Annotated in this window: 11 protein-coding genes; 4 read left to right on the top strand and 7 right to left on the bottom strand. The window is 34.6% G+C overall.

The window, feature by feature from the left end; genetic code table 11:
* Positions 1–72: 72 nt before the first annotated feature.
* Positions 73–447, bottom strand: a complete 375-nt coding sequence (locus tag NYE52_RS03345; protein WP_341191769.1) for a hypothetical protein — start codon at positions 445–447, stop codon at positions 73–75.
* A gap of 328 nt (positions 448–775) precedes the next feature.
* On the opposite strand from NYE52_RS03345, the gene NYE52_RS03340 reads away from it, so the two are divergent.
* Complete coding sequence (locus NYE52_RS03340; RefSeq protein ID WP_341191768.1) at positions 776–3,790, top strand: TrlF family AAA-like ATPase; 3,015 nt, start codon at positions 776–778, stop codon at positions 3,788–3,790.
* A gap of 64 nt (positions 3,791–3,854) precedes the next feature.
* Here the strand turns inward: NYE52_RS03340 and NYE52_RS03335 are convergent, their stop codons facing one another.
* Positions 3,855–4,196 (bottom strand): YopX family protein, encoded by a 342-nt coding sequence (locus tag NYE52_RS03335; protein WP_341191767.1) that lies wholly within the window; start codon positions 4,194–4,196, stop codon positions 3,855–3,857.
* A 216-nt stretch (positions 4,197–4,412) separates the two neighbouring features.
* On the opposite strand from NYE52_RS03335, the gene NYE52_RS03330 reads away from it, so the two are divergent.
* Positions 4,413–5,891, top strand: coding sequence for a recombinase family protein (locus NYE52_RS03330; RefSeq protein WP_341191766.1), 1,479 nt, complete (start codon positions 4,413–4,415; stop codon positions 5,889–5,891).
* Here NYE52_RS03330 and rlmD read toward each other — a convergent pair.
* Positions 5,888–7,285, bottom strand: coding sequence for a 23S rRNA (uracil(1939)-C(5))-methyltransferase RlmD (rlmD, locus tag NYE52_RS03325; RefSeq protein ID WP_341191765.1), 1,398 nt, complete (start codon positions 7,283–7,285; stop codon positions 5,888–5,890). The two genes, NYE52_RS03330 and rlmD, sit on opposite strands and share 4 nt — an antisense overlap.
* Positions 7,286–7,555: 270 nt before the next feature.
* Between rlmD and NYE52_RS03320 the strand changes: the two genes are divergently transcribed.
* Positions 7,556–7,696 carry a hypothetical protein gene (locus NYE52_RS03320; RefSeq protein WP_341191764.1) on the top strand — a complete coding sequence of 47 codons (141 nt, stop codon included), beginning with the start codon at positions 7,556–7,558 and terminating at the stop codon, positions 7,694–7,696.
* Positions 7,697–7,967: 271 nt separating this feature from the next.
* Here the strand turns inward: NYE52_RS03320 and NYE52_RS03315 are convergent, their stop codons facing one another.
* On the bottom strand, positions 7,968–8,426 hold the full coding sequence (locus NYE52_RS03315) for an RrF2 family transcriptional regulator (protein ID WP_341195099.1): 459 nt from the start codon (positions 8,424–8,426) through the stop codon (positions 7,968–7,970).
* 169 nt (positions 8,427–8,595) lie between these two features.
* Here NYE52_RS03315 and hmpA point away from each other — a divergent pair, with 169 nt between their 5' ends.
* A complete protein-coding gene (hmpA, locus tag NYE52_RS03310) occupies positions 8,596–9,804 on the top strand; it encodes an NO-inducible flavohemoprotein (protein WP_341191763.1) in 1,209 nt (402 codons plus the stop codon).
* 79 nt (positions 9,805–9,883) lie between these two features.
* On the opposite strand, the gene NYE52_RS03305 is transcribed toward hmpA, so the two are convergent.
* From NYE52_RS03305 to NYE52_RS03295, 3 genes are all read right to left on the bottom strand, one after another.
* The gene (locus tag NYE52_RS03305) at positions 9,884–10,756 is read right to left on the bottom strand and encodes a YitT family protein (protein ID WP_341191762.1); all 873 of its coding nucleotides are present in this window, start codon (positions 10,754–10,756) and stop codon (positions 9,884–9,886) included.
* Between the two features lie 204 nt (positions 10,757–10,960).
* On the bottom strand, positions 10,961–11,740 hold the full coding sequence (pdaA, locus tag NYE52_RS03300; protein WP_341195098.1) for a delta-lactam-biosynthetic de-N-acetylase: 780 nt from the start codon (positions 11,738–11,740) through the stop codon (positions 10,961–10,963).
* 150 nt (positions 11,741–11,890) lie between these two features.
* Positions 11,891–13,429 carry a fumarate hydratase gene (locus tag NYE52_RS03295; protein ID WP_341191761.1) on the bottom strand — a complete coding sequence of 513 codons (1,539 nt, stop codon included), beginning with the start codon at positions 13,427–13,429 and terminating at the stop codon, positions 11,891–11,893.
* Between the last annotated feature and the right edge of the window lie 144 nt (positions 13,430–13,573).

The following is a 13,573-nucleotide window of genomic DNA, read 5'->3' as shown; positions in this document are numbered from 1 at the left end:
TGAAAAAAGGTGAAGTCGCCGATGCGACTTCACCTTTTTTTTAATTATAGAGACCTTTTGTCCCAGCCTCTCTTAAACTACGTAAATATAACCCTTATCGTGTTCCATTAATTCAATACCAGCCTTTTCGTATCTTGCAAAGATATTCGCTCCGTCCCAATCCTTAGGCATCTTGTTTCGTAATCCCAACTTACCCAAGAGCTTATTCTCGTCATCATGAATGGTCGTAACCCATAAATTCCTCATCAATATATCAAAAATATAATCAGTTGTAATCGTTCCATTCTTAGCAGCATCTTCACAAATCTTCCTGATATATTCCGTTTTAGGTATCATATGGTCATATTGCAGTGTATTACTATCCCATTTTCCTTCCTTTGAATGTTCTTGCGCACGCTCACTCACATAGTCGGATGAAAAACGCCAATCATTATATTTTGTCGGCAACTTTTTTTCATTATGGTGTTATGTAGAATCGCCAAGAACTTGCTCCTTGCTTCTCCCATCCCTGACATATAAATTTCATCCTCGAAATTAAGAGTTTTCATAAAATAATTTTCCAGCCATCTATTCATTATGTTTTTTTGGTTGATAAAGATATGGGTTACACATTTTTATTGAAACAAATAAACATATGCGCAAGAAATACGAAACTATATGCTAGAAATTGACATTTTTAAAACAATAACTCTAGTTCTTTCATTCAACACCAATCGACATAATATTACCTGTGGAGTATAATTTTAACATAATCAAATAATAAGGGGCTGAAAAAATGAGTGATGTTAGAGGGTCAATTTGGAGAAAATGGGACTTACATGTTCATACTCCTGAATCCATTGTGCATCAATATAGATGTCCGGAAGATGAAAATGTTTGGGAAAAGTATATTTCTGATTTAGAATCCTTACCAGAAGACATAAAAGTGCTTGGAATAAATGATTATATTTTTATCGATGGTTATAAAAAGGTTCTTAAATATAAGGAAGATGGACGACTACAAAATATAGATTTAATTTTGCCAGTAATTGAACTGAGATTAAATAAATTTGGGGGAACAAAAAGCAGTCTAAGTCGAATAAACTATCATATTATTTTCTCTGACGCTCTTAACCCTGATGTAATTCAATCTCAATTTCTAAACGCTCTAACTTCAAAATACCAATTAAGTCCTGAACATGAAACTATCTCTTGGCACGGTGTAATTACAAGGGAAAGTTTAGCCGACTTAGGAAAAAAAATTAAGGAATCTGTACCTGAAGAACAACGTGTCCATTATGGAGATGATTTAATAGAAGGATTTAATAATTTAAATTTAGATTTAAATGAGATTAATGAAATACTTTCAAGGTCATATTTTAAAAATAAATATTTAACTGCTGTTGGAAAAACCGAATGGGCTGACATTAAATGGAACAACCATTCAATTGCTGATAAAAAAACCATTATTAATAATTGTGATTTTGTTTTTATTTCAAGCCCAAGTCCGGAACATTTTCAAAATGCAAAAGACAACCTCACTTCCGAAAATGTAAATAACAGGTTGCTAGATTGTAGCGATGCCCATCGTTTCTCTGATTCTACCGATAAAGATAGGTTAGGAAAGTGCTTCACCTGGCTAAAATGCGATTCAACGTTCGATGGTTTGAGACAAATTAGAAATGAATTTGGTAGTAGAGTATTTATTGGAAATATCCCTCCTAAGCTTGAGAATATTAGGAAGAACCCAACTAAATATATTAAGTCGATTAAAGTCCAAAAGACAGACCAATCTAAACACACTGGATGGTTTAATGCTTCTATCCCACTAAATCATGATTTAGTCGCAGTGATTGGGAATAAAGGAAATGGAAAGAGCGCCATAGCTGATATTATTGGTTTACTTGGAAACACCAAGAATTATTCTGACTTTTCATTCCTAACAAAAAATAAATTCAGACAAGGTAATTTGGCAAGTAATTTTATTGGAGAAATTGAGTGGGAAAGCGGTCAAAGTGAAAGTAAGAATTTAAACGAAAATCCAGCTGGTCATGAAACTGAAAAGGTAAAGTACCTCCCGCAGCAGTTTATAGAAAAGCTATGCAATGTTGATGATGAGAAATTTGAGGATGAATTAAAAACTGTTATTTTTTCACATGTGGATGAAAAAGATAGATTAAAAGAAAACTCTTTAAATGACCTTATTAAAGTGAAGACAGAGAAATATAAAAAAAATATTGATATATTAAAAATGGAGTTAGGCTCAATTCATGAATCTATTATTGAACAGGAAAAATTTTGTTCAACTAAATATAAAAATGGGATAAATGAACAGATAAAATCAAAAGAAGAAGAACTTAGTGCCCATGAGAAGATAACACCTATGGAAGTTGAAAAAATTGAAGCAAATCCAGAAGCACAAAAGCAAATTTATGAAGCTACGCAAAAACTTGCAGAATTGAACCAGAACTTAAACAGTATTACAGAAGAGATTAAAACTAAGTCAAATCTACAAAATGACGTTGAAGAAAAATTATCATATGTTGAACGACTTGAGGGATATATTGAAAATTTTAAAAAACAGTACGAAATTTTCATTTCAAGTTGCTCCAAAGAAGCTGAATTTTTAAGTGTTGATATTAAAAACATTATTTCTCTAAATATTAATACTGAAGTATTATTAACACAAAAAGAAGCTTTACTGCTAGAAAAAGAACAATTAAATAAAATTTTAGTAACTGACTCCAAAGAGAATTTAATAACAAAAAAAGCAAAAGTGGAGGAAGTAATAAATAATCTTCAAAACCAATTAGATGAACCGCAAAGAAAGTATCAAATTTATCAAAAGGACTTATTAGATTGGCAAGAAAAATTGAAGCAAATAAAAGATGAATTGGACCTATTAAATAAAAGAAAACTTTCAATTACTAATGAAGTTGAAAAGGAGCTTTTAAAACTTAGAGAAGAAAGAAATAAAAAAGTAAATGAAATACATCAAAACATAGTGAGTATAAAAAGTGTTTATGAGGAACTATATAAACCTGTTCAAAACTTTATTTCTAAGCACTCTCTTAATGATGAAAAATTCCAGTTGAAATTTGAGGTTTCGATACAAATCAAAGGTTTTTCAGAAAGATTTTTATCACTAATCAATCAAGGCATTAAAGGACCTTTTCAAGGAAAGGATGAAGGAAAAAAGGTATTAGAAGAGTTAATGGAATCTGTTAACTTTAATGAGACACAATCTGTTATAGAATTTGTTAATAAAATTGTTGCTGAAATTTGTTCTAGGGACACTAACGAGCCAGAATCAATAAATATTAGCTCACAGCTAACTAAAAGCTCCAGTCTTATAGATTTTTACGAGGTTCTTTTTTCCCTAAATTATTTGCAGCCTATATATAGTTTAAAACTGGGTGACAAGGACTTAAAAACATTATCTCCTGGAGAAAAAGGGGCTTTACTTTTAATTTTCTACCTTTTAGTAGATAAAGATGATATTCCATTAATAATTGACCAACCGGAAGAGAATCTAGACAACCAAACTGTTTTCAATCTCTTAGTCCCTTGTATAAAGGAGGCTAAAAACCGCCGCCAAATTGTGATTGTTACCCATAATCCTAACTTAGCTGTCGTTTGTGATGCTGAACAAATTATTCATGCAAATATGCAAAAGTACCAAGATAATAATATCGAGTATTTATCTGGTTCAATTGAAAATCCTGATATAAACAAAAGAATTATTGATATTTTAGAAGGTACCACCCCTGCTTTTAAAAATAGAGAATCGAAATATTATATTTCCATATAATACTTAATGTTTTTTCAAGGCGCATGGATTTTACATGCGTCCTTTTCTCGAAATAAAGGGATTTTCAAGTATTTTTCACAACAAAACCAGTATCTATAAGTTCCCTTAAAGGTTTTCTTTCAGATTCATTTTCCTGGTTAACTCCTACAAACTGCGCGTTAAAATCATCGTAGCTAACAATATAACCAATATCCCCCTTTTCTAAGCGGTCCCGCTCATAAATTTCCTTTCTATTATTATCTAATAAGCCAGTATGGGGAAGTATCACCACATCATCAAAATCATAAACGTTTCTTAATCCTCCTCTAAACAGAGTAAATACTTTATTCTTTTCAAAGGATATTTCAATTACTTCATATGTCTGGTCTTCAAAATTGTCATAAGCCTTAAATTTGACTTTTTTCATACCAATTTGTCACCTCCTATTCCATTTTTATGTGGTTATTCGGTTACGAATGATTAAAATTTAGCTTATCAGGATACAATACCCAAATTCCCCCTCCATTTGATTATTATTTCCCTAAGAAATAATAATCAAATGGATATTCATGAAAAAAAATGTCAATAGTAGTTCACAGGTAAACATTACTACATCTCAACATTTTGATTGGAGTTGAGATAAATGAAATGTGCAGTATACATTAGGGTTTCGACAGATAAAGAAGAGCAGAAAACCTCATTGGAAAATCAGCAGCAGTTCTTTTACAACATAATCGTGGAGAAGGGATGGGATTTGTTTCGTATTTATATTGATGTGGAATCGGGAACGAAGGATAAAAAGCGGGAAAACCTCCGGCAATTGATTGAGGACGCAAAGCAGCATAAGTTCGATGTCATTCTTTCAAAGGAACTATCGCGCCTAGCAAGGAATGGGAAGCTTTCATATGAAATTAAGGATATTGCCGAAAAGCATAATATCCACATCATCACCTTTGATAATGCGATTAATTCACTTGAGGGCAATATTCATATGTTCGGCTTATATGCTTGGGTCTATGAACAGGAATCACAACGTACTTCTGAACGTATCAAAGCTGCTCTAAACACAAATGCCAAAAGAGGAAATTTTCATGGTTCAAACGCTCCCTATGGTTATAAGGTAATTGATAAGAAGCTAGTTCTTGCAGATGATTATACGCCTGAAGTTGTTAAGAGCATATTTGATTTATATTTGAGTGGAAAGGGTTTCGATTCCATTGCTCGTTCTCTTTCCAAAAAGGGGTACCCAACACCCTCTCAGGTGGCACAGAAGAGCAATGCAGGTCGATATTGGCATGGTTCAACTATTAAGACCATCCTGACTAATCCGCATTATACAGGTGATTTAGTTCAGGGAAGAGAAACTACAAGAAGTGTCACCTCCCAGTCAAGGCACAGTATTCCTGAAGAAAACCAAATTATTGTAAGAAATACACACCAGGCAATCATTTCGCAAGAAACCTTTGATACCGTACAAGAGCTAATGAGAAGTCGCAAGAAAAATCATACGAAGGTAAAAAAGCATCTTTTTACAAATGTCCTATATTGCTCTGACTGCGGAACAGGTATGTGGTATAGGCAAAATCGAACTGGCTACATTTGCGGGAGTTACGCTCGTCATGGAAAAATTGCTTGCACTCAAAGAACTATAAAAGAAAAGGATTTAAAAGAAACAATCCTTTCTGATATTAAAAAAATGGCTCAAGTTATTAACGATAAGGAATACTTAAATACCCTTGCAGAAGAAGCTCAAATGAAACAAAAGCAAGTTGCTCAAATATTAAACAACATTGAAAATGAAATTAAAGCTTCTAAAGCAAAAAAGAAACGCTACCTTGAGATGCTTGCAGAAAACCAAATAACCCATGAAGAATATCGAGAAGTTGCTGATGATAATCAAGAACAAATAAATGAGTTAAATATTAAAAGGAGTGGGCTTGAAGCCTCACTCCGACATGATGAATTTTTAGGACGAATTGAAAAACTTCGAAATACCATTAGCCGCTTTTTACCGCTTCATGAAGTAACGGAGGAAATACTCCATCATTTTGTTGAGCGGATTGAGGTAGATAATAACGGTATTCCTATGATTACTTATCGATTTTCAATTTCACCTGGTTAATTCTCCCTCAAAACCATCTGCGACACACATTCAACATGCGCCGTATGCGGAAACATATCCACCGGCTGCAAATACTCTACTTTATAATCCTTAGACAAATAATCAATATCCTTCGCCAAAGTAGATGGATTACAAGAAACATACACAAACTTCTTCGGTTTAACCTTTTTAATTGCATCTAATAGCTTCCGATCACAGCCTGTTCTCGGCGGGTCAACGACAACCACATCTGGACGCCAGCCTTCTTCTACCCATTTCGGCAGCCAGTGTTCTGCTGTACCTGTTACATAGGTTGCGTTTTCGATACCTTGTCTATCTGCATTTTTTTGTGCATCTGTAATCGCTGCTTCAATCGTATCCATCCCGCGAACTTCACTTGCGCCATCGGCTAGCCATAAGCCTATTGTTCCGACTCCGCAATACGCATCGGCAATCTTTTCTTTCCCTGTTAAAGCAGCTGCTTTTTTGACTTCATCATACAGCTTTACTGTTTGCACAGGATTCAATTGGAAGAACGCTCTTGCAGACAGCTCGAAGTTTAAATCTCCTAGTGTTTCTTGGATAACTTCTTCCCCACTTAAGTGAATTGTCTTTTCTCCAAAAATAAGGGAGGTTTTGTTGCCGTTTATGTTTTGTACTAATGATTTCACTTCTGGTAATCTTTTTTGGATTTCGGCCATCACTAGTTTTTTTCTTGGCATTTCTTTTTGCGTTGTAATCAGTACAACTTGAACCTCTCCAGATTCAAAGCCAGCACGCGTTACAATCGTACGAACAATCCCTTTTTGCTTGCGTTCGTCATAGATTGGGATTTGGAATTCTTCTAGAATTTTACGAACTTCTTCTGATACTTTGTTTGTCAACGGATGCTGCACCATACAATTCTGAATTGGAATTAAACGATGGGAATCAAGTCCGTATAGACCTGCAATAATCGCACCATTTTTTTGCTGTCCCACTTGGAATTGGCTTTTATTGCGATAGTTCCATGGATCTTCCATGCCGATTGTTGAGCGAATATCTAATTTATCGATTTTCAGTTTTGTATGTCTTTCTAATGATTGAATGACGATATCTCTTTTTTCCTGTAGCTGCTGATTATAGTCTAAATGCTGAAGCTGACATCCTCCACATTGTTCGTAAAAAGGACATGGCGCTTGAACGCGGAATGGCGAAGATTTTCTTATCTTCTTTACCTTTCCTTCTGAAAACTTAGGCTGAACCTTGGTTGCTTCTACCACCACTTCTTCACCAGGAAGAGCACCTGGCACGAATACAACCTGTCTTTTAAAATAGCCGACTCCTTCGCCATTTATCCCTAAACGCTTAATCGTTAATGGAAAGGTTTGTCCTACCTTCAACTTTGCCACCGTGTTTTGCTGTTTATCTTTCATCTATAATTACTCCTATATCATCTCTATTAAAAAACTTATTATAACTATCTTTCCTCATTCTGTCTTCTTCATATACTATAGCTTCTGCGGCGAAATATCCAGTTCTTATCATCCGTTAATTGCTGAAAAAATTCCCATCTAAAAAAAGGTAATTTTATTAGGTAAATGGAACTGAAATTAATTACATGATTTAGCATTAGCTTAATAGTGAATTAATAAAGTTTCTATACACTAGGGTAGTACCAAAAATTACTTATAGAGGTGATTCTTTTGAAATTCAAGAAGTTAACATTAGGAATGATGACAGCTTTACTTTTCACTGGTATGCTAGTTGGTTGCTCAGACCAAAATGATGACCAAACGGAAGATACGGAAACAGAAACACCTGCTGAGAACGAAACAAATGAATAAGTAATAAGATAAATAAAAAGAGCAGAAAAGGCGGACATAATTGTCTGCCTCTTCTGCTCTTTTTCTCCATTCTAACTCTTTATAGATTTATCACCTAAAAAAATAGGGAATAGGCTCCCTAAAAATTGTATTTCTAATGAAAGAAAGGTGACGGAAAAGGACGGACTATTTATAAAATCAGGCATTATGAGTTCCTGACAAATGAAGAAATTGATTTGGTGATTAGAAGCTTAGAACATTTAAAAGAAAACAAGAATAACAACAAACAAACTTAGACATCGTCTGAGCTTGTTTGTTGTTTCAAGGCAAAATAATCTTTTAGCATCACTTGATTTTCTGCTATATCCGCAAGTGTGTATTGGTCCAATACGTTGAAAAATTGCTCTAATGCATTATTTAGGACATGCTTTAATGAACAAACAGGCGTAATGACACATGCATTATTATCTTCAAAGCACTCAACCAAATAAAAATTCTCTTCCGTTTTGCGGATAAGTTCACCTATGTTGATTTCAGCAGGATCCTTTGCTAAGCGAAAGCCTCCACTTCTGCCTCTGATTGTTTCGATATACCCTAATTTTCCGAGATTAAAAATAATCTTCATCAAGTGATTTTTGGATATATTATAAACTTCGGATATTTCTTTTATATTTGTAAGTTTTGAAGTTTCTTGTGTTGCCAAATAAATTAATACTCTTAAAGAGTAATCGGAATAATTAGTTAACCGCATCATTCTATCTCCTTTTGCTATTTTTACGGTTCTTACAGTGAAAATGTGAACATTTTGTTAAACATGATAAATACAGTAAAAAAGAAGTATTTAAAATATTGCTTTTATATAGACAGACTTTTATCATAAAAGATGTATTTAAAATATTACTTAAAAGAAGGTCTTAATTATGTTATCACAAAAAACAATGGACATCATTAAATCTACTGTACCAGTATTACAAGTTCATGGTACACAAATAACTACTGTTTTCTATAGCAATTTATTTAAAGCACATCCTGAACTATTGAACATCTTTAACCATGCTAATCAAGCGAAAGGACGTCAGCAAACCGCTCTTTCTAATACTGTTTTAGCTGCTGCGCAAAATATTGATAAACTTGAAACTATTATACCAGTTGTCAAACAAATCGCCCATAAACACCGCAGCTTAATGATCAAACCAGAGCATTATCCTATCGTTGGTGAATACCTTTTAAAAGCGATCAAAGAAGTCCTAGGAGACGCAGCTACTGATGAGATTATCCAAGCTTGGGCTGACACATATGGAGTAATTGCACAAGTATTTATTGATATTGAAAAACAAATGTATGAAGAAAGTGCTACTAAAAGTGGTGGTTGGTCTGATTATAAGGAATTTAAAATTATTAAAAAGATTCAAGAAAGTGATGTGATTACTTCCTTTTATCTAGCTCCAACAGACGGAAGCTCTTTACCAGCCTATGAAGCAGGTCAGTATATTACGATCCGTTTATCAATTCCTGGAGAGAAATTCTTATTTAATCGCCAATATAGCTTATCAAGTGCAAGTAATAAAGAATATTTCCGAATCTCTGTCAAAAAAGAAGCGTCAGTAGAAAATCCGGATGGAAAAGTATCCAATTATCTTCACACCGACATAAATGTGGATGATACAGTAGAAGTTACTGTTCCAGCTGGTGATTATACGCTTATAAAAGAAGAAAGTCCGATTGTTTTTCTAAGTGGTGGTGTTGGAATTACACCATTTATGAGTATGGTAGCAACCATTGCTGAAGAGCAGCCAAATAGAGAGGTAAACTTTATCCATTCTGCAAGAAACGGTGCTATCCAAGCATTTAATGAGGAGTTAATTGGTATAAAAGATAAAATCACTAACTTGCAGCTATCTTATATTTTCGAAAACCCATCAGATGAGGATAAATTAAATCCTTTCTTTAAGAAAGCCGGCTATATTGATTCAGAATGGCTGAAAGAGAATACTATTATTAAAGACGCTCATTACTTTGTTTGTGGACCAGTTTCCTTTTTACAAACGGTCATTAAAGGGTTGAAAAACAATGGTATCGATGATGCACATATTCATTATGAATTCTTTGGTCCAGCGATGAAGTTATAAGCTTTTAGCTAGCATGTTGTAAATTAAAATTCAAAAAAAGGAAAGCCCAGTTGTCTTTCACAACTAGCTTTCCTTTTTATTAATGAATATCCCGTTTCTTAAAGTTACCGCCTTTTACTTCTGAAACATCGTAAATAGCAACAAACGCTTTAGGATCTAATTCATGAATAATTTCTTTCATTTTTCTTTCTTCCATGCGGCTGACTACACAGGTGATTTCTTTAAATTGTTCGTTAGAATATCCACCTTCCGCAAGTGTATAGGTAGCACCACGTCCCAAGCGATCACGAATCGTTTCTACCATTATTTCCGGCTCTTCTGTAATAATTTTAAATGTTTTGGATCCACTTAAGCCTTCTTCTACAATGTGGATTACTTTAGAGGCAATGAAGTATGCGATAGCGGATAAAATAGCTCCTTGGAGACCAAATACAGTAGATACGAAAATAAAAACAAACATATTTAAAAATAAGATTAAATCACTTGTTCCAAATGGCAATTTTCTTGAAAGCAATACGGCTAGCATATCAATTCCATCTAATGCCCCACCATTACGCAGGGCTAAACCCATTCCAAAACCGATGATAATTCCACCAACAACCGTTATAAGAAGGATATCTCCTTCAATAATTGTCGGAACATGATGCATTAAGCTTGTACTTATGGCTAAAGATAGTATGCCGATAACGGAATATACAGCAAAACTTTTCCCTATCTGTTTATATCCTAAAAATACAAAGGGAATATTTAATATTCCAATCAAAATCCCAAGGGGAAATCCTGTTAACTGAGAACCTACGATACTTAAACCAGTAACTCCTCCATCAGATACTGCATTTGGAATAAGAACTGCTTCTAATCCATATCCAGTAATAATTCCTCCAATTATCACTATTAGTGCTCGTGAAGCCATAAGAAGCTTCTTTTGTTTTTTCTGTGTTTTTTTCTGCATTTATTTTCCTCGTTTCAAACTATTTAAAGAATTAGCTTTATTTACTCTATATTTTACCATAATTACTATCATTAAACGATTAAAGAGCTGTTTGATCGCTACTCCATACTACTTCACAAGCAAAACAAAGGCTTTTTCTATGAGTAAAGATAGGGAAAAAGCCCAAATAGAGGTAAGCTCTATTTGGGCGGAAATCACACTATTTTAGTGCATTATTCCTTCATCCATTTCTCTCTTCATTGTTAAATCATCTAAGCTTTTGAAGCTATAGCCTCTTTTTTTCAAATCCTTAATGGCTTGCTCTAATGCATCGGCATTATCCTTAGAAACGGTATGAAGTAATAAAATACATCCTGGATGAACTTGCTTCATAATATTATCATAGCTATATTTCCAGCCCTTTTGCTGATCCGTCTTCCAATCCACAAAGGCTAGTGACCAGAACACTTGCGTATAGCCTAATTCTTTGGCGAGCTTTAATGTTCTCTCACTAAAAATTCCTCGTGGTGGACGTAAATACGTCATCCCTTTTTCCCCTGTTATTTCTTCCGTTTTTATCTTCACTGATTCAAGTTCTTGTTTTAGTTTTTCATCACTAACTTTCGTAAAATCTGGATGGTGGTACGAATGATTACCAACAATATGACCTTCATCTATCATTCTTTTTACAAGATCAGAAGCACTTGTTAAATAATGACCCGTAACAAAAAAAGTTGCTGGAACTTTTTCTTTTTTTAATACATCAAGTATCTGACCTGTATATCCATTTTCATAGCCATTATCAAAGGTTAAATAAAGCACCTTTTCTCCACTTGTATCTTTATAATAAGCACCGTATTTCTCAAGCAAGGAATCCAATTCTTGACCAGCTTCTGCTGGCTGCTCATTTACACTTTTTTTAAATCCCCAGCTTAACGGTTTATTGGATACATTTGCTTGAACGGGAAACGCTATTAAACAAAAAACAGAAAAGCAAATAAACATTTTTAGGCCTAATTTCAATGCAATTCCTCCTTTGCCTATTCTTCTATCTCTTATTTTTTGTTGGGCAGAGGAATTCATTCTTGGTAATAAAAAGAAAATAACCTATAACCATTAAAAAAACGGCTAATAATATAGCCGTTTCTACTAGCATTATTTATATACACGATCTTTAAATTGCGCTAATTTTTCTAAGGAAGACATTTCAATATCTTTATGAAGAGAATTGCCATGGGCGTCCATTGTAACTACTGCTTTAAATCCTTCTACTTTTAAATGCCACATTGCCTCTGGAATTCCAAATTGCATGAGGTCTACCCCTTCCACTGACTTGATGCAATCAGCATAGTATTGAGCTGCTCCTCCAATTGCATTTAAATAAACACCACCATGTTCTCCTAAGGCTTTCAGCGTTTTCGCGCCCATGCCGCCTTTTCCCATCACTACACGTATGCCAAATCTTTTCATAATATCCCCTTGATAAGGCTCTTCACGAATACTTGTTGTCGGTCCTGCAGCTTTAACATGCCAATTACCATCGTCATCCTTTAACATAACTGGTCCACAATGATAGATGATTTGCCCATTTAAATCAATCGGCGCATCATTTGTGCTTAAATACTTATGGATAGCATCTCTTCCTGTGTACATCATGCCATTAATTTGCACAACATCTCCTACTTTTAATTGACGGATATCTTCTTCACTAATCGGTGCCTGTAGTGTAATAACTTCCTCCGCTGCAGCTACTTCATCTTCCTCTGCTTCTGTCTTGAAGTCGATTTTATCTCCTTCTTGATATTGCCACTCCTTGATCTCTCCTGTATCAGAACTTACAGAAATCGCTAATCTGCGGAATGCCCAGCAATTATAAGCAACAGATACAAAGAAGCTTGCAGGAATACGGTTCATTACACCAATTTTACAACCTAGAAGTGTTGTTTCCCCGCCGAATCCCATTGTACCAATTCCTAATTTATTGGCATTTTCCATAATATAATCCTCTAGTGCTGCCAATTCTGGAATGTCATTTGTATCATCTACAGAACGGAAAAGCTGCTCTTTTGCTAAATCATACCCTGCAGAGCGATCTCCGCCAATTCCAACTCCGATAAAACCCGCACTACAGCCTTGCCCTTGTGCCTGATAAACGGAATGAAGAATACATTTACGTATACCGTCTAAATCTCGACCTGCTCGGCCTAATCCTTCTAATTCAGTTGGAAGACTGTATTGAATATTTTTATTTTCACAGCCGCCACCTTTTAAAATTAACCGAATATCGATGTAGTCCTTTTCCCACTGTTCAAACTTAATGACAGGAGTACCTGCCCCTAAATTATTTCCACTATTTTCCCCTGTAAGAGAATCAACGGAATTCGGTCTTAGCTTCCCGTTTTTCGTTGCAAGCTCCATGCTTTCGTATATGGCTGCTTTAATTTCCAGCTGATTGACAGCAATAGGTGTCTTAATTTTAAAAGTTGGCAACCCCGTATCTTGACAAATAGGTGAGACTTCCTTATCTGCCATTCCAATATTTTGCGTAATTGTCGCTAAACTCATCGCAGAACGCGTTCCAGCATTTTCTGACGCTGTTGCCTTCGCAATCGCACGTCTCACATCTTTTGGAAGATTGGTCGATGTTTCTACAATTAAGTCGTAAATACTCTTCTTCAGATTTTCAAAATACATGCTTCTCCCCCTCATTTGAAAAGCGCAAGTAATCCTTGCAAATTTTATGTTGCATTCAAATAACTCCCTATAAAAAATTATACTCTTCTCTCCTGCGATAGAGAAGTAATTTGCAATCGTTTACAGAAATATTCCAAAAAAACT

This window comes from Niallia sp. FSL W8-0635, assembly GCF_038007965.1.
Classification (GTDB): domain Bacteria; phylum Bacillota; class Bacilli; order Bacillales; family Cytobacillaceae; genus Niallia.
Note: the sequence above shows the minus strand (reverse complement) of the source record. Positions and strands in the feature narration are given on the sequence as shown.

What these genes read in the sequence shown, in the direction of transcription:
- NYE52_RS03315 (WP_341195099.1), bottom strand. Translation starts at nt 8,426, where the DNA reads ATGCGGTTAACTAATTATTCCGATTACTCTTTAAGAGTATTAATTTAT.
- hmpA (WP_341191763.1), top strand. Translation starts at nt 8,596, where the DNA reads ATGTTATCACAAAAAACAATGGACATCATTAAATCTACTGTACCAGTA.
- rlmD (WP_341191765.1), bottom strand. Translation starts at nt 7,285, where the DNA reads ATGAAAGATAAACAGCAAAACACGGTGGCAAAGTTGAAGGTAGGACAA.
- NYE52_RS03295 (WP_341191761.1), bottom strand. Translation starts at nt 13,429, where the DNA reads ATGTATTTTGAAAATCTGAAGAAGAGTATTTACGACTTAATTGTAGAA.
- NYE52_RS03335 (WP_341191767.1), bottom strand. Translation starts at nt 4,196, where the DNA reads ATGAAAAAAGTCAAATTTAAGGCTTATGACAATTTTGAAGACCAGACA.
- NYE52_RS03305 (WP_341191762.1), bottom strand. Translation starts at nt 10,756, where the DNA reads ATGCAGAAAAAAACACAGAAAAAACAAAAGAAGCTTCTTATGGCTTCA.
- NYE52_RS03330 (WP_341191766.1), top strand. Translation starts at nt 4,413, where the DNA reads ATGAAATGTGCAGTATACATTAGGGTTTCGACAGATAAAGAAGAGCAG.
- NYE52_RS03340 (WP_341191768.1), top strand. Translation starts at nt 776, where the DNA reads ATGAGTGATGTTAGAGGGTCAATTTGGAGAAAATGGGACTTACATGTT.
- pdaA (WP_341195098.1), bottom strand. Translation starts at nt 11,740, where the DNA reads ATGTTTATTTGCTTTTCTGTTTTTTGTTTAATAGCGTTTCCCGTTCAA.